Genomic DNA, 14293 nt, shown 5'->3' with positions numbered 1-14293 from the left:
CATGCGCATGACGATGGATACCGCGAAAATGCAGGACATCAGCGACCGCCTATACGTGATCCAAGGCCTGCTGGAAGACCTGCTGAACGATATTCAAGCCTCCCAGGCCGAGGAGGAAGCCAAGCTGGGCATGGTCGACCCGTTCGTCGCCGCTTTGGACAAAGCCATGGCCGCCTGCGACCCGTATCCCGAGGTTAAGGGGGACGGGGTATGACGCCCGAAGAGCTCACGGGACGCCTGCAGGCATGCCGTTGCATGACGATGGAAGAGATCCAAGAGCGCCTGCGCGTGATCCGCTTTCTGACCGATAACCTGGTGCGGGACGTTATCGCGTCCAGGGCAGAAGCGGCGGACCTTTTCGCCGACCTGTTCGAAGCCGCCAGCGACCCGCAGCCTGACATCACCGACGAGGCAGGGAAATGACACCGGTTTCCGCCAGGGCGTTATCATGTGCGCCCATGGATGGAAGGGCGGCGGGGGGCCTAGGAAACCCCCGCCGTTTCCTAGCCTTGACATCCATCCCCCATTGCAGCCCCTGCATAGGAACAGTTCTAAGTCGCCTTCAATTTCAGCTTCATTCCAACCTGATTCAGGCTTTTGCTCAGAATTTTCAGACTTTTCTTTTCTCGAGGGTCTATTTTTCCATCGCAATTGATAATCTCAGTTGCAGCGTCAACAAGTGGGCCCAAACGCTCTATGACAGTTTCGTTGCTCGCTTGATCACCAACGGCAGCCACGATGGCATTGCACCCATCAACAAAAGCGTCCTTATCCGGCAAGATATGTCTAGCATAGGTTTTAATTCTATCTTCTTCGAGCGGCAGATCGGGACATGTCGCTATGACATAGCGAGATATGACCTCGGCTTCCTGTTTATCCAAAAGCCCATCGCATTTTCCAAAATACGCGAGAATGGATATTTCGTGCCCAACACGCCGGAGCGCTTGGCACAAAGCCATGCTCCAGGATGCAGAAGGGTCTGTGCAGATATGTTCTTCGAAAAATATCTTCATATTACCTATAGCTTGTCCAGTCGTTATATCGACAATACTACGGACGTTCCCGGCAATAAAAGTTCTGTATGCGTTCCTCTCATGGCAGAACGCCCTAATATAGGTTTTGCCGCTCTTTTTCTGAATTGTGCGAATAGTTATTCTGCGTTTTGTTTCATCCCCATTTCTGTCTACATAGACAATAAAGACAAAGAAACCAGGGACAGGAAAGTTTTCTCCACCGCTTACTTCCTCATCGTCATCTTCATCCCCAACCTGGACCGGCATTGGAGGAGGAGGAACTTCGACCTTCTGTTTAAAAAACAGTCGATCTTCGGTCAGCCGCTTCAGCGCGGAAAGCAAGCTATCGAAAGCAGCCGTCATGTTGTCACCTATAGTGTCCCTATGATTGCAGATCGACTAAAACTAAGAAATATCTACTCTAGGGTCAACCCCCACCGTCTCTCAACAGATTTGACATCCGTCGCGTGTTGTGGCACCCTCCGATTCGGATCTAAGAAATCCTTACAGGCGGTAGCCGCCCCGAAACATGCGGCTATTTTTATGCCCGTCGCACGGCGGGAGTGGGCGAATACAACACCCGCAAGGGGAATAAGCCCGCCTGGCCTGTACAGGTTCTTAGCTCCCGCCACCAGGGCGGGTCATAAGAAGCCCCTCTGTTGGCGCGTTCAACGCCATACAGGAGGCTTCAACTTGACCGCTCAGATCATCCCCCTGACCGTTTCAGACCTTAACACCGCGATCAACCACGAGCCGCGCGTGCGCGACTTGGCCATTGCCGAGCGGCTGGGGCTGGCGAATCCCCGCTCCATCCGTGAAATGATCGACGCCAACAAAGCCGAGTTGGAAAGTTACGGATCATTGTCGGCGGTGCCGACGATGATCGCCATCGGCAAAGGTGGACAGCGTGAAGTCACCGAGTACTGGTTGAACGAGGCGCAGGCCCTGTTGCTGTGCACCTTCAGCCGGACGGCCCAGGCGGCACAAGTCCGCCGGTCGCTCATCACCGTCTTCATGGACTGGCGGCGCGGCCATGCCGAGCGCATCATCACCGTCAAAGAACACCAGCGCATGTACGCGCCCAAGAGAAAGCTAGCGCAGGGTCCCGAACCACTGCCTGCGCCAGCCTCCCATTCCCTGCCCAAGCCGTCCGAGCCGACGCAAGCCGAGCGGATCAATCTCTGGGCCAGTATCGCGGTGGATATCGGCGGCATTCGCGCGCGCTGCGACAGCCTGGAAGCCACCTTCTTTCCCAAAGCCGCGAAACGGAGGGTGTCATGACCCCCGCCGTCACCGCCATGCTGGCTTTGGCTTGCGTCAACGTCATTCCCGAACCGCGCATCGTGCAGTCGGATGACGCCCTGTGGCAGCTGAAGGCCACCGCCCTGGCCGCCTATGTTCCTGGCACGACGGTCGCAGGCAATGAGCTACCCGCCACGATCATCCTGCCCAGCGATTGGGACGCAACCAACCCGCAGCACCGAGCCTTGCTGGCGCATGAGATGGCGCACCATATCCAAGCCCAGCTTAAGCGCGAGATGACCGTGATCGAAAAAGAGGCGCAGGCCAGCGCCGTGCAAGTCAAAGCTATGGGGGACGGACGATGAACAGAGAAAAAGACAAAGAGTTTAGCTGGGCCGTGTCCCCCGATGCGTCTTTTCGTGTTTCACGAATTCTCGCGCGGGTTAAGCGCATAAGCCCTGCCGAATACAGGAAACGCAAGGAGATGGATTGGGAGATGGACTTGGTGTGCGCGCATATAATCGGCGCGGTCGATTTAAGCAAACTTATGGAAGCCGATGCTTTTACGTTTCTGCATGATGTTTTTGGGATCGCCATGCATTTAGATCGGGAAAAATACTGCATCACTAATTGCTTCATCCCTCGGTGCGCGCCTGCGGGAGACGAACAATGATTCGAACCCACGACTCGCTGGGCGGCGGGGAAGTCCTGGACATCAGCGCCCAAGGCGTCCTGATCTCCAGCCTGGCCGGCAACCGCGCCTGTCACGAATTCTTCGCCCTGCCAGCACCAGCCCCAGCGACGAAAGACGACATCACCGATGCCATGGCCGATGTGGCTGTCCGCGTCAAGCTAAGGAGGGATTGAGATGACCAATGTGACATACTCGTATCACGACATCTTTGCTGACATTGTTAGCGTGCTCCCGAAAGACGACATCGTTGCGTTATTCTGGGTTAATCAGTACGGGCGCCGCGTGGTGTTGCAAAACGAGTGGATGGGCGATAGGCGCGATGCATCCCTGGCTATCCTGTATGCCGCAATGCAGCTGTTCGAGGATGAGCATAATCGTGATGATGTGATGTGGATCGATCTCGACCATTCGCGTCAGAGCCTTCTCACGCTTGTCAGCAATTTACTAGAAAGGCCCACGAAAAAAACGTGGAAGATCGAAGATCACAAGGGAACCCTTGGAAAGGACGCGCCATGACCACGAAATTTCGAGGCCGCGCGAAACGCGCCGCACGTCAGGGAAAAGAGCAGATGCGGATGGAAATGCTTGGCCAGAATGCCAGCGTCCCGATGCGCAGCGCCTTGGATGCAGTGACACGCATGGGCAAGGCCGAGGTGGAATGCCGCGGATCGCTGCGGAACGATGAGGAACGCCGCGTGATCCAGGCCGCGCGTGAGATGGCCGCGCTAAGCCGACAGACCGCCGACTCGACGACACAAATGTCGTCGAGATGGGACCTCAGCCGCCAACCGACGATGCATTGAGGGGTGTGACGATGCCCCTGCCCTACGAAAATGCCACTTCTGGTGCGTCTGCGATCAACGACGTTCAAAAGCTCGTGGAGAAATTTGGTTGCTCCGACTTCGGAGTGATGCAGAATTTCCAGCGCGGGGAGACCGTCGTTCGGTTCGCCTATAAAGGCGTTGTCGTCGAGGCCAAAGCGTCAGCCAACGGCTACGCCAGGGCGTGGCTGCGCGAGAATTCCTACAGCAAAGGCAGGCGGTGTAGCGAAGAAGAACACAGGCAGCGCGCCTTAAAACAAGGGCAACTCGCGGTCTGTTCGATCCTGCGGGATTGGATCAAAGCCCAGCTGATGGCTATCGAAACCGACGTATTGTCATTCGAAAGCGCATTCATGGGCCAGATACTTCTCCCGAACGGGAAGACAGCATCGGATCTCATCCTGCCCTATTTGCCAGACGGCTACCTTTTGCCAAAACCCGAGGTGGAGGAATGACTGACCCCCTTGTTTTAACAGCGGCGCAGGTCGCACAGATGCTGCAGGTCGAGGAAAAGGATGTTGTTCGTCTCCGGAATCAACGTCGTATTCCAGTCGTTAAGTTTGGTAGGCATATAAGGTTCAGAATCGAAGACGTCCGCGCATTCTTGGATGGAGCCGTACTGCCATGTCTCAATCACGCACCCCCGCTTGGCTTGGACGAGAGCCGGGAAAGCCGAACTGGTACATCTATAGCTACGACCCACGATTCCGACGGGTCAAACGACGGTCAACTGGCACTGATAATCGCCAGAAGGCTGAAGAAAGGCTTGGACGTTACATCATCGAATTGTCATTAGGCCAGCGACCAGGCCCGATTGAAACCCCGGAACGCTATAAGATCGCCACGGCACTCAGGTGGTACGCGCAAGAGCGTGGCAGAGAGATGGCATCATCCGGACCCGTCGGTTTCGCTGTAGAAAATCTGATGGCGTTTTATGCCAACGCCTATGTGTCCTCCATTACGCCAGAATCTCTCAAGCGGTACGAGAGAGAGAGGCGCGTCAAAAACGGCACACGGCCAGCGTCCATCAACTACGTCCGGCGGGAACTGGCCGTTCTTGCATCAGCCCTTTCCCATGCCGTGAAAAATGGGCGGCTGACAAGCCATCCTAAAATCGTGCTGCCGCCGCCCGGACCTGAGAAAGACAGGCATTTGGAAGAACCCGAGATATCCGCGCTTTTGGAAGCGTGTCACGAGCCGCACCTTAAACTTTTCGTGCTGCTCGCGATCAACACAGGATCGCGGAAGGGTGCCATCCTGGAATTGAAGTGGTGCCAAATAGATCTTGTGGGTCGCCTGATCTATTTGAACCCGCCGGGCCGAATGCAAACAACAAAGAAGCGCGCCATCGTGCCGATGAATGAGACGCTGCACCAGGCCCTGGTTGATGCGCACGCCGATGCACCGAAGACCCCCTATGTGATTCACTATCATGGCCAACCGGTTGCCGATATCAAGACGTCGTTTTCCGCCGCCTGCGTCAGAGCTGGATTAACCGGAGTGACGCCTCACACGCTAAGGCATACGGCTGGAACACTCATGGCCAAAGCTGGGGTTGATATGTTTTTCATAGGACGCGTTCTGGGGCACAGCATCCAAAGAACCACCGAGAAATACGCCCACCACCGGCCGGAATATCTGCGCACGGCCGTGGATGTCCTGGGACGAACGACTAGTTCTCGGTGAGAGCACAGTGAGAGCAACCGTGAGAGCAAAAGCGGTATTTTGGGTAACGAGGAAAGAAAAAAGCTTGAAAAATCAGCGAAAAGATTATTAAATTTTGCCACACCTGTACAATGGCATTGTAGAGGTCGGGAGTTCGATCCTCCTCGGCTCCACCAATAAAAACAACGGGCTAGACGCGATTGCGTCGGCCCGTTTTTTGTTGGGGTGAGAGCGGCAGTGAACCCACCACCGCAACAGAACGAAACCGCCACCTAAATCAGCAGATTGCTTTTAACTTTTCGAATAAATCCACTAGTATCCCTCCATGAGATTCCTAGATGAAGCGGTGATTGAGGTCCGCAGCGGCTCGGGCGGGCATGGCTGTGTCAGCTTTCGGCGCGAGAAATTCATTCCGTTTGGCGGCCCGAATGGCGGCGATGGCGGGCGTGGCGGCGATGTCCTGGTGCAAGGATCGACGGGACTTAACACGTTGATCGACTATCGCTATCAGCAACACTTCAAGGCCAAGAATGGTCAGCCCGGCTCGGGCCGCGACCGTTCGGGGGCACGCGGCAAGGATTGCGTGCTGCATGTGCCGCTGGGCACCGTGATCCTGGACGCCGATACCGATGAAGTCCTGATGGACGTGGCCCAGGCCGATGCGCCGGTTGTGCTGTTCCCAGGCGGGAATGGCGGGCTTGGCAATTCGCGCTTTAAATCCTCGACCAATCGCGCTCCGCGCCAGTTCACGCCAGGCGAGACGGGCATCATCCGTCGTTTGCGCCTGCGGCTCAAGCTGATTGCCGATGTCGGCTTGGTCGGCTTGCCCAATGCCGGGAAATCCTCGCTTCTGGCCGCATGCACCGCCGCCAAGCCCAAGATCGCCGATTACCCCTTCACCACACTGGCTCCTATTTTGGGGGTCGTGCGCGTGGACGGGGACCGAGAATTCGTGATGGCCGATATTCCCGGCTTGATCGAAGGCGCGCATGAGGGATTGGGTCTGGGTGACCGTTTCCTATCCCATGTCGAGCGCACCAAGGTTCTGGTGCATGTGATCGACGGCACCGCCGAGGATGTGGCGGCGTCCTACGCCATCATTCGGCATGAGATGGAATCTTTTAATCCCGAATTCGTGGACAAGCCCGAGATCGTGGTGCTGAACAAATGCGATCAGCTGGAGGATAAGGAAATCAAGGCCAAGTCCCGCGCGCTCAAGAAGCTGGCCAAGACCGAGATTTACCCCATCTCCACCTATAGCAAAGACGGCATGCCTGCCGTGATCGCCGCCGCCTTCAAGGCCGTGAGCGCACCGCAAGAGGAATAGGCGATCGTCAATCCGTATCGGCGGGAAGGCGGGAAGGCGTGGCCTCGGCGTGAGCCTCCGCACGATTGATATTGATGCGGGTAGGAAAAGGCAGTTCGATGCCATCGCGCGAGAAACGCTCGCGCAATAGCAGATTGAATTGACGGCGCACCTGCCATTGTTTGCCGGGCCGGGTCTTCATGCGCGATTGCAGCTGGATGGAATAGTCGTTCAGCTTGTCCACGCCCATGATTTCCAGGGGCTCTAGGATCATGTCGGCAAAAATAGGATCGTTGCGCATACCGTTGGCCACGTCTTCCATCACCGCCAGGGCGCTGCGCAGATCGGTGTCATAGGACACCCCCACTTCCAACAAGGCATAGGAAAAATCGCGCGTCATATTGACCACGATTCCCACTTCGCTGAACGGGATAATATGCATCCGGCCTTCGGTATCGCGCAAACGCACGGTGCGCAAGGTGAGGCGTTCGACCACACCGCTGCATCCGGCGATTTTGACCACATCGCCCACGGCGATCGTGTCTTCGATCAGGATGAACAGTCCCGTGATGCAATCCTTGACGAGGGTTTGCGATCCAAAGCCAACGGCCACGCCGACTACCCCGGCGCTGGCCAGAATCGGCGTCACGTCGATGCCCAAAGACGACAGAACCACAAGGCCGATGATGACATAGACGATCACCAGAACCACATGATGCAGCAACGGCACCAAAGTCCGCAGCCTTGCGCTGCGGCTGTCATGCCGCAAGAACATCTGCACCATGCGATAGGTGACGCGCCTGAGGACCAAGGCCACCACAACAGCCACCAATAAGGCGACCGCCGTCGAACCCAGGCGCGGAGCCAGGTGTTCCCACAAGGCGGATCCGGCCTTTTGGGCCTGCAGCAACAAAGGAGGGTATTCCATCTGGATCATCACGACTGACACTGTTTCATGGACGCCAGCTTACGCCAGAAGTCGGGCGTTACCCGCATGTTCTTTTGCTTTCGGCGTCTATGTAACGGTCTTTTTGTCGCCTCAATCGATGATGTGCTGACCGCCATCCACATACATGGTCTCGCCCGTGATCAAGGAAGCGGCATCGGTCGCCAGCAGGGCCGTGGCCATGCCGACATCTTCCACCGAAACCAGCTTATGCATGGGCGCACGGGCGGCGGCGTGCTCCATCAGCTCGTCGAAGCGATCAATGCCCGAAGCCGCGCGGGTGCGGATGGGACCGGGTGAAATGGCATGAACGCGAATGCCCTTGGGCCCCAATTCATGCGCCAGATAACGCACGCTGGCTTCGAGGGCGGCCTTGACCGGGCCCATCAGATTATAGTGTTCCACCACTTTCTCGGCGCCGTAATAGCTCATGGTGAACAGGCTGCCACCACCCGTCATCAACGGCTCGGCCAGCTTGGCCATGCGAATAAAGGAATGGCAGGACACGTCCATCGCCAGCAAGAACCCATCGCGGCTGCAATCGGTGACGCGGCCTTGCAGGTCTTCCTTGGGCGCAAAGGCAATAGAATGCAAAGCGAAATCCAACTTGCCCCATTTCTGCTGAATGGCATCGAACACAGCCTCCATCTGCCCCGGCTCGCGCACATCGCAAGGCAGCAGCAATTCCGTGCCCAAGCGGTTGGCCAGAGGCTCCACATAACTCTTCGATTTTTCGTTCAGATAAGTGATCGCCAAATCCGCGCCCAACCGACGAAAACCCTCGGCGCAGCCAAAGGCGATGGAGGACTCATTGGCAATGCCCAACACCAGGCCTTTTTTGCCTTCAAGTGTCACGCTGGGTAGGCTTGTGCTGGGCATGATGTTTCCTCCATGGAGCGTCATTGCGCGGCGCAGGTGCCGAGCAGAAAAACACACGACATTACAGCACAGAACCCCTTAAGAAGTCGTTGTCGGCAAACAAATCGGTATCGCATGGAACCGCCGGCAGGGATTCATGTTCTGAAGTTCTAATGATGGCCATCAATCGTCACCTCAGATGGACGGAATTCTCGCTAGAGATCGTGTTCCCTTACGAATAAGGCATGGATTGCTTCGTGTTCACCCAGCAAAGCGGGACATAGGCACCACTCCATTCGCGTCACTCCAATTATCTTGACTCAGGAATAGGTCCGTTCTATGCGTGCGGAACTCAGCAACAATGATATCGGGGGAATCGATGTCCGAACCAGAAATCAAGACACTCAAGCATCTGCATTCAGGCAAGGTGCGTGATTTGTATGAGATCAACCCCTATCTGATGCTGATGGTCGCGTCGGATCGCATTTCGGCCTTTGACGTGGTGCTGGACGATACGATTCCCGGCAAAGGCGAGGTGCTAACCCAAATGTCCTTGTTCTGGTTTGGCCTGACGAAAAATGTTATCCCCAATCACCTGGTCAAAGATATTTCTGTTGCCAACATCTTGGAAGATCCCAATGAGTTGGCCTGGGCGGCCAACCGATCCATGGTGGTGCGCCGCTTGAAACCGCTGCCTGTCGAGGCGATCGTGCGGGGCTATATCATCGGTTCGGGCTGGTCCGACTATCAAAAGACGGGCCAAGTGGGTGGTATCGTCCTGCCAGAACATTTGCAATTGGCGCAGAAGCTGGACGAGCCGATCTACACCCCCTCCACCAAGGCGGCCATTGGCGAGCATGATCAAAACATCACTTATGACGACACCGTGCAGCTTCTGGGGGCCGACATGGCCGCGCAGGTACGCACAGCCAGCCTGGCTCTGTACATCAAAGCCGCCAAGCATGCTCTGGGAAAAGGGATCATCATCGCCGACACCAAATTCGAGTTCGGCACCGACAGGAACGGCAAACTTGTTCTGATGGATGAGGCTCTGACGTCCGATTCATCGCGTTTCTGGTCCGCAAACAAATATCAGGTTGGCAGGAATCCACCCAGCTTCGACAAGCAATATGTGCGCGATTGGTTGACGGCAAGTGGATGGAACAAAGAGCCTCCCGCCCCTCGCTTACCCCAGGATGTCATTCAAAAGACGGCGGCGCGTTACGCTCAGGCCCAACGGCTTTTGTGCACAATCTAAAACCGGATCAATGCTGGCGAGTGACGGTGTAGGCCGCCACCTCGCCCAGCAGATCGCGCAAGGGCGAGGCGGGCAGGCCCTCTAACGCCTTTTGCGCGGCGGCGGCATAGTCGTTCGCCTTTTGGCGCGCCTGCTCGGTCGCGCCGCAGGATTCGATCAACCGGCAGGCTTGCTCTAAATCGCCTTCTTGCTGGGACAGGTCGCCCATCGTGCGCCGCCAGAATGCCTGTTCATCCGTGCCCGCCGATCGCAAGGCATAGATCGTGGGTAATGTCAGCTTGCCTTCACGAAAATCACGACCCGACTCTTTGCCCAGCGTCGTATTGCCTGAATCATAGTCCAGCACGTCATCCATGATTTGAAAGGCGATGCCAAGCGCCATGCCGTATGCGCGCAGTGCCGCGCGTTCGGCTTCGCTTCTTGTGGCGATCACGGCCCCGATCTCACAGGCGGCGGCGAACAGCGCCGCCGTTTTGGCCGATATGACCTGCAGATAGCTTTCCTCATCCGCCGCCAGATCATGCATCACGGCCAGTTGATGCACCTCGCCTTGCGCGATGGTGGCCGATGTGTCGCTCAGCAGCCTCAGCACCTCAAGCGAGCCATCCGCGACCATCAACTGAAAGGCGCGGCTGAACAAGAAATCCCCCACCAGAATGCTGGCCGGATTGCCAAAAGCCGCGTTTGCCGAAGGTTTGCCCCGTCTTTGGTGGCTGTCATCCACCACATCATCATGCAGCAAGGTGGCTGTGTGGATGAACTCCACGCAGGCCGCCAAGGCATGGGCGCGACCGCTGCGATCATCGAACAGACTTGCGCTGGCCAAAGTCAGCAAAGGACGGATGCGCTTACCGCCAGCCGCGATCAAATGCCGCGCGACCTGACCTATTAACGGTACCTTGCCCGAAACATGTTCCAGGATCAGCCGGTCAACGGTCGCCATCTCGACTGACAGATGCGACGCCAAGCGCGCCAGCGCGTCCGGCATCCGGTCGTTACGAAAGGAAGAAGCGGCAAACGAGGAAGGCATCCACAAAAAACCTTTATCGTACAAGGATCAGTCTGACGCCATGTCGGATCATCATCATGCAGCATCCTAGGCCCGAGCCGCCGGAAAGGAAAGCCCAGGAATAGGCAGAATGATGTGGAGATTTGATGAATCTCCGCCGCTTGGCAGCGGTTCGTCCTAGAAAAATACGGCCTGCGGCATGATGTCCTCTTCTAGCCGCATGAAACCACGTTTCGTTTATCCAACAGCATTTGTTGAGTCTGGTTAACCGAACTTTCACCTAAACCCTCTAGTGCTGGGCATGAGATTGGTAAATATCAGGAGAGCCGAGCATGGATGGGCTGAGCAACCATCTGGTGCCCCTTGGGATATTATGCGGCGCGGGCGTCGTGGTGCTGGCCGCCGCGATCGAGGATGTGCGTCACTTCCGCATTCCCAATGCCTATTGTTTGGCCTTGGTCCTTTTGTTCCCGCTTTATGTGCTGGTCAGTCCCGTTCCGATGGAATGGTGGTGGAATCTGGCTTTTGCCGCCGCGCTTTTCGCGTTTGGCGCATTGGCCTATCGCACCGGCAAATTTGGCGGCGGCGATGCCAAAATGCTGGCGGCGGCCGGTATATGGGCTGGGCCTTCGGACATCGTGGCGTATCTGATCATCACGGCCCTAGCCGGTGGGGTAGTGGCCATGGCGCTGGTCTGCATGACCGTTGCGCGCACACTGTGGTTCCCCTCCGCCAAGACGGACGCTGAACCGGACAAAATGGAAGGAAAGCCGGAACTGACGCCGGACTTCACATTCAAGACTCGCATTCCCTATGGCGTGGCGATCGCCGCCGGAGCCAGCACGGTGCTGGCTGGGCTGGCGTTATCCGTGCTGACGGCTAAGTAGAGGGAGGATCAATCATGAATCCCAAACAAATTATCCTGCTGGTAATCGCAGCCGTCGTCGTCTTGGGCACCGTCCAGGCCGCGCGCACATTGGCAGGAAAGCGACAACAGCCCGTGGCCGAAGCCGCCAAGGGACCGCCGCCGGTCAAGGTGATGGTCGCCGCCAAACCCCTGACAACGGGGGCCATCGTGCAAAAAGACAGTCTGCGCTGGCAAATCTGGCCTGCGGAATCGCTGAATGAAAGCCTGCTGCAAGACAAAGATCGCAAATTGGACGAATTCGCGGGTGCCGTGGTGCGTCAAGGCATGCGCCCGGGCGAGCCGGTGGTGGAAGGCAAGCTGGTCAAACCCGGCGAGCGCGGCTTCCTGGCCGCCATGCTGTCCGAAGGAATGCGCGCCTTGTCGGTGCCGGTCACGCCCGTCAGTGGACTGTCGGGCCTGATCTATCCCGGAGATAAGGTGGATGTGATTCTGACGCATACCTGGAACCGCACGGAAGACGCCAGCCTTCCTCAACGCCGCGCCAGCGAGACCGTCATCACAAATGTGCGCGTTCTGGCATTGGACAGCCGCACAGATGATTTTGCAGGCAGCACAAAAAATAACGCCGACAAGGACAAAGATGGCGACAGCAAAAAGAAAGGCATCAGCAACGAACCCACGACGGCCAAAGTCGCCACGCTGGAAGTGACGCCCAAACAGGCGGAACAACTGGCCCTGGTGACGGAGTTGGGCCAGTTGTCACTGTCTTTGCGCAGCTTGAAGGCCGATACCACCAAGGTCGAGACCGAGACCGTCACCGTGACGCCTGAGGAAGCGGCCAAACAAGCCGCTGATCTGGATGGTTCTGCCGCACCCCCCAGCCCTGCCTCAGATGCCACGGCATCCACAACGAGCACAAATGAGGCCGGAGCTGTATCTTCCTCGCCCGTTTCCTATGCCATCAAGGCCAGTGACCTGGACATCAGTAAGCTAGCCGAGAAGCTGCCGCATGGCGTTGAAGGCGGCGCGGCGTCCCCCGTTTCCGGCGATGCCAGTTATACCTGGGACAGCGACATCAGCAACGTCCTGCCCAAACCCTCCGACAAGGACTCCAGCACACACAAGGTTCTGGTGCAGCGGGGCAACCAGGTCAAGGAAATGACCTTCAAATATCGGGATGAGGAGCCTTAAGACCCATGAAACGTCTTGCGATCTCGCTTGTGCTGGCTTGGGGCTTGTTGGCCGCGATCCCAGCGACGGCTGTGGCAGAGGATGCCCCGAAGATCCTGTCCATCGGCGTGGACAAGGGCACCTTGATCCGTGTGCCGCTACCCGCGACATCGGTCTTCACCGCCAATCCCAAGGTGGCCGATGTTCAGGTGTTGTCGCCCCAGCGGGTCATGGTCTTTGGCCTTAAACCCGGCGAGACAACGGTGGTGGTGACCGGCAAGAACCATCAGGTCCAGGCCAATTATCGCGTGATCGTCTCACGCGAACCTGAAAATTTGCGCGCCGATCTTGATAAACTGCCTCAAGGCAAAGACCTGGAGGGCGAATATCTGCCCGATGGCCTTCTCATTAAGGGGCGCGTGCCCACGGCCACGGAAGCCGAGAATGTGCGCGCGCATGCCGACCGTTTCGTGCCTTTGAACGAGCGCGGTCAGCGCGGCAAGATGATCAATCGCGTCACCGTCGATAACGTGCGTCGCCAAGTGAATCTGCGCGTCCGCGTGGCCGAGGTCTCGCGCAATATCAACAAACGCTTTGGCATCAACTGGGAAACCCTGACCACCTTCGGCAGCTTCAATCTGCGTTTTGCCACGGGCATTGCGCCCTTGCTGGTTGGCGAAAGCGGCCTTGCCGCGCTGAACCGTCCCAATAATGAGGGAGGCTTAGGACTGCGCTATACGAATAATCGCGGCACACGCGACATCAACACCTTGGTCGATGCCTTGGCCGAAGAAGGCCTCGTCACGATGTTGGCCGAACCGAATCTGACCTCCATGTCCGGCGAAACCGCCAGCTTCCTGGCAGGCGGCGAGTTCCCGATCGTCGTGCCGCAATCGAATGGCACATTCGGCATCGAATTTCGCCAATACGGCGTCTCGCTGGCCTTCACACCCACCATTTTGGACGACAAGCTAATCAATCTGCATGTGCGGCCCGAAGTTAGCCAGTTATCGGATACAGGCTCGGTCAAACTGAACAATATCATCGTGCCGGGTCTGGTCACCCGCCGCGCCGAGACGACGATCGAAGTCGGCAGCGGGCAAAGCTTTGCCATCGGCGGCCTGCTGCAGCGCGACGTGACGCAAGACAACAGCAAATATCCCTTCTTGGGCGACCTGCCCGTGCTGGGAGGCTTGTTCCGCTCGAATAATTTCCAGTCTGGCGAAAGCGAATTGGTGATCATCGTCACGCCCTACATCGTCAAGCCCGTCTCCGATCCCACCAGCCCGATCGCGCCGACGGATAATCTGCACACGCCGCCGGACGATTTCAGCCGCGTTCTGCTGGGCAATCTGGCCACCAGCCGCCGCGAGGAGGAGGGTGCCGCTCTGGCCGGCCCGCCCGCCAAGCTGAACGGTCCGGTCGGCTTTGTTTTGGACTAGG

General features: G+C 57.3%; 20 protein-coding genes. 16 read left to right on the top strand and 4 right to left on the bottom strand.

The window, feature by feature from the left end; translation table 11 throughout:
- Window positions 1-7: 7 nt before the first annotated feature.
- The gene (locus tag IPI58_09730; protein QQR69081.1) at window positions 8-214 is read left to right on the top strand and encodes a hypothetical protein; all 207 of its coding nucleotides are present in this window, start codon (window positions 8-10) and stop codon (window positions 212-214) included.
- Entirely contained in the window at window positions 211-423 is a 213-nt protein-coding gene (locus IPI58_09725) for a hypothetical protein (GenBank protein ID QQR69080.1), read from the top strand. Before IPI58_09730 ends, IPI58_09725 begins: the two co-directional genes overlap by 4 nt.
- A 128-nt stretch (window positions 424-551) precedes the next feature.
- Here IPI58_09725 and IPI58_09720 read toward each other — a convergent pair whose 3' ends face one another.
- Complete coding sequence (locus IPI58_09720) at window positions 552-1376, bottom strand: hypothetical protein (GenBank protein ID QQR69079.1); 825 nt, start codon at window positions 1374-1376, stop codon at window positions 552-554.
- Between the two features lie 330 nt (window positions 1377-1706).
- Here IPI58_09720 and IPI58_09715 point away from each other — a divergent pair, with 330 nt between their 5' ends.
- The 10 genes from IPI58_09715 to obgE all read left to right on the top strand — a co-directional run bounded on the left by IPI58_09715 (window position 1707) and on the right by obgE (window position 6762).
- Window positions 1707-2294: a hypothetical protein gene (locus IPI58_09715; protein ID QQR69078.1), complete on the top strand. Its 588-nt coding sequence runs from the start codon at window positions 1707-1709 to the stop codon at window positions 2292-2294.
- Complete coding sequence (locus tag IPI58_09710; protein ID QQR69077.1) at window positions 2291-2620, top strand: hypothetical protein; 330 nt, start codon at window positions 2291-2293, stop codon at window positions 2618-2620. Before IPI58_09715 ends, IPI58_09710 begins: the two co-directional genes overlap by 4 nt.
- A complete protein-coding gene (locus tag IPI58_09705) occupies window positions 2617-2928 on the top strand; it encodes a hypothetical protein (GenBank protein QQR69076.1) in 312 nt (103 codons plus the stop codon). The genes IPI58_09710 and IPI58_09705 overlap by 4 nt, the downstream gene beginning before the upstream one ends.
- Window positions 2925-3122, top strand: coding sequence for a hypothetical protein (locus IPI58_09700; protein QQR69075.1), 198 nt, complete (start codon window positions 2925-2927; stop codon window positions 3120-3122). Before IPI58_09705 ends, IPI58_09700 begins: the two co-directional genes overlap by 4 nt.
- A gap of 1 nt (window position 3123) precedes the next feature.
- A complete protein-coding gene (locus IPI58_09695) occupies window positions 3124-3465 on the top strand; it encodes a hypothetical protein (protein ID QQR69074.1) in 342 nt (113 codons plus the stop codon).
- Window positions 3462-3752, top strand: a complete 291-nt coding sequence (locus IPI58_09690) for a hypothetical protein (GenBank protein QQR69073.1) — start codon at window positions 3462-3464, stop codon at window positions 3750-3752. Before IPI58_09695 ends, IPI58_09690 begins: the two co-directional genes overlap by 4 nt.
- Before the next feature lie 11 nt (window positions 3753-3763).
- Window positions 3764-4225, top strand: coding sequence for a hypothetical protein (locus tag IPI58_09685; GenBank protein ID QQR69072.1), 462 nt, complete (start codon window positions 3764-3766; stop codon window positions 4223-4225).
- Window positions 4222-4566: a helix-turn-helix domain-containing protein gene (locus IPI58_09680; GenBank protein QQR69071.1), complete on the top strand. Its 345-nt coding sequence runs from the start codon at window positions 4222-4224 to the stop codon at window positions 4564-4566. The genes IPI58_09685 and IPI58_09680 overlap by 4 nt, the downstream gene beginning before the upstream one ends.
- 128 nt (window positions 4567-4694) lie before the next feature.
- Window positions 4695-5456, top strand: a complete 762-nt coding sequence (locus IPI58_09675; GenBank protein QQR69070.1) for a site-specific integrase — start codon at window positions 4695-4697, stop codon at window positions 5454-5456.
- A gap of 304 nt (window positions 5457-5760) precedes the next feature.
- Window positions 5761-6762 (top strand): GTPase ObgE, encoded by a 1002-nt coding sequence (gene obgE / locus IPI58_09670; protein QQR69069.1) that lies wholly within the window; start codon window positions 5761-5763, stop codon window positions 6760-6762.
- A 7-nt stretch (window positions 6763-6769) separates the two neighbouring features.
- Here the strand turns inward: obgE and IPI58_09665 are convergent, their stop codons facing one another.
- Window positions 6770-7669, bottom strand: a complete 900-nt coding sequence (locus tag IPI58_09665; protein QQR69068.1) for a mechanosensitive ion channel family protein — start codon at window positions 7667-7669, stop codon at window positions 6770-6772.
- Window positions 7670-7780: 111 nt separating this feature from the next.
- Window positions 7781-8566, bottom strand: a complete 786-nt coding sequence (fabI, locus tag IPI58_09660; GenBank protein ID QQR69067.1) for an enoyl-ACP reductase FabI — start codon at window positions 8564-8566, stop codon at window positions 7781-7783.
- Window positions 8567-8924: 358 nt separating this feature from the next.
- On the opposite strand from fabI, the gene IPI58_09655 reads away from it, so the two are divergent.
- Window positions 8925-9803, top strand: coding sequence for a phosphoribosylaminoimidazolesuccinocarboxamide synthase (locus IPI58_09655; protein ID QQR69066.1), 879 nt, complete (start codon window positions 8925-8927; stop codon window positions 9801-9803).
- Between the two features lie 7 nt (window positions 9804-9810).
- Here the strand turns inward: IPI58_09655 and IPI58_09650 are convergent, their stop codons facing one another.
- Complete coding sequence (locus tag IPI58_09650) at window positions 9811-10833, bottom strand: polyprenyl synthetase family protein (protein QQR69065.1); 1023 nt, start codon at window positions 10831-10833, stop codon at window positions 9811-9813.
- Window positions 10834-11144: 311 nt separating this feature from the next.
- On the opposite strand from IPI58_09650, the gene IPI58_09645 reads away from it, so the two are divergent.
- The 3 genes from IPI58_09645 to IPI58_09635 are packed head-to-tail and all read left to right on the top strand — an operon-like array spanning window position 11145 to window position 14292.
- Window positions 11145-11699 carry a prepilin peptidase gene (locus IPI58_09645; protein QQR69064.1) on the top strand — a complete coding sequence of 185 codons (555 nt, stop codon included), beginning with the start codon at window positions 11145-11147 and terminating at the stop codon, window positions 11697-11699.
- Window positions 11700-11713: 14 nt separating this feature from the next.
- A complete protein-coding gene (cpaB, locus tag IPI58_09640; protein ID QQR69063.1) occupies window positions 11714-12871 on the top strand; it encodes a Flp pilus assembly protein CpaB in 1158 nt (385 codons plus the stop codon).
- Between the two features lie 5 nt (window positions 12872-12876).
- On the top strand, window positions 12877-14292 hold the full coding sequence (locus IPI58_09635; GenBank protein QQR69062.1) for a type II and III secretion system protein family protein: 1416 nt from the start codon (window positions 12877-12879) through the stop codon (window positions 14290-14292).
- Window position 14293: the final 1 nt, after the last annotated feature.

This window comes from Alphaproteobacteria bacterium (assembly GCA_016699305.1).
Taxonomy (GTDB): domain Bacteria; phylum Pseudomonadota; class Alphaproteobacteria.
This window is presented reverse-complemented; position numbering and strand designations above follow the sequence as displayed.

Bases quoted from the DNA above. Each gene is read 5' to 3' on its own strand.
- IPI58_09705 (QQR69076.1), top strand. From the start codon at position 2,617: ATGAACAGAGAAAAAGACAAAGAGTTTAGCTGGGCCGTGTCCCCCGAT.
- IPI58_09635 (QQR69062.1), top strand. From the start codon at position 12,877: ATGAAACGTCTTGCGATCTCGCTTGTGCTGGCTTGGGGCTTGTTGGCC.
- IPI58_09710 (QQR69077.1), top strand. From the start codon at position 2,291: ATGACCCCCGCCGTCACCGCCATGCTGGCTTTGGCTTGCGTCAACGTC.
- IPI58_09700 (QQR69075.1), top strand. From the start codon at position 2,925: ATGATTCGAACCCACGACTCGCTGGGCGGCGGGGAAGTCCTGGACATC.
- IPI58_09730 (QQR69081.1), top strand. From the start codon at position 8: ATGACGATGGATACCGCGAAAATGCAGGACATCAGCGACCGCCTATAC.
- IPI58_09650 (QQR69065.1), bottom strand. From the start codon at position 10,833: ATGCCTTCCTCGTTTGCCGCTTCTTCCTTTCGTAACGACCGGATGCCG.
- obgE (QQR69069.1), top strand. From the start codon at position 5,761: ATGAGATTCCTAGATGAAGCGGTGATTGAGGTCCGCAGCGGCTCGGGC.
- IPI58_09720 (QQR69079.1), bottom strand. From the start codon at position 1,376: ATGACGGCTGCTTTCGATAGCTTGCTTTCCGCGCTGAAGCGGCTGACC.
- IPI58_09645 (QQR69064.1), top strand. From the start codon at position 11,145: ATGGATGGGCTGAGCAACCATCTGGTGCCCCTTGGGATATTATGCGGC.
- cpaB (QQR69063.1), top strand. From the start codon at position 11,714: ATGAATCCCAAACAAATTATCCTGCTGGTAATCGCAGCCGTCGTCGTC.
- IPI58_09680 (QQR69071.1), top strand. From the start codon at position 4,222: ATGACTGACCCCCTTGTTTTAACAGCGGCGCAGGTCGCACAGATGCTG.
- IPI58_09725 (QQR69080.1), top strand. From the start codon at position 211: ATGACGCCCGAAGAGCTCACGGGACGCCTGCAGGCATGCCGTTGCATG.
- IPI58_09655 (QQR69066.1), top strand. From the start codon at position 8,925: ATGTCCGAACCAGAAATCAAGACACTCAAGCATCTGCATTCAGGCAAG.
- IPI58_09690 (QQR69073.1), top strand. From the start codon at position 3,462: ATGACCACGAAATTTCGAGGCCGCGCGAAACGCGCCGCACGTCAGGGA.
- IPI58_09685 (QQR69072.1), top strand. From the start codon at position 3,764: ATGCCCCTGCCCTACGAAAATGCCACTTCTGGTGCGTCTGCGATCAAC.
- IPI58_09675 (QQR69070.1), top strand. From the start codon at position 4,695: ATGGCGTTTTATGCCAACGCCTATGTGTCCTCCATTACGCCAGAATCT.
- IPI58_09695 (QQR69074.1), top strand. From the start codon at position 3,124: ATGACCAATGTGACATACTCGTATCACGACATCTTTGCTGACATTGTT.
- IPI58_09665 (QQR69068.1), bottom strand. From the start codon at position 7,669: ATGGAATACCCTCCTTTGTTGCTGCAGGCCCAAAAGGCCGGATCCGCC.
- fabI (QQR69067.1), bottom strand. From the start codon at position 8,566: ATGCCCAGCACAAGCCTACCCAGCGTGACACTTGAAGGCAAAAAAGGC.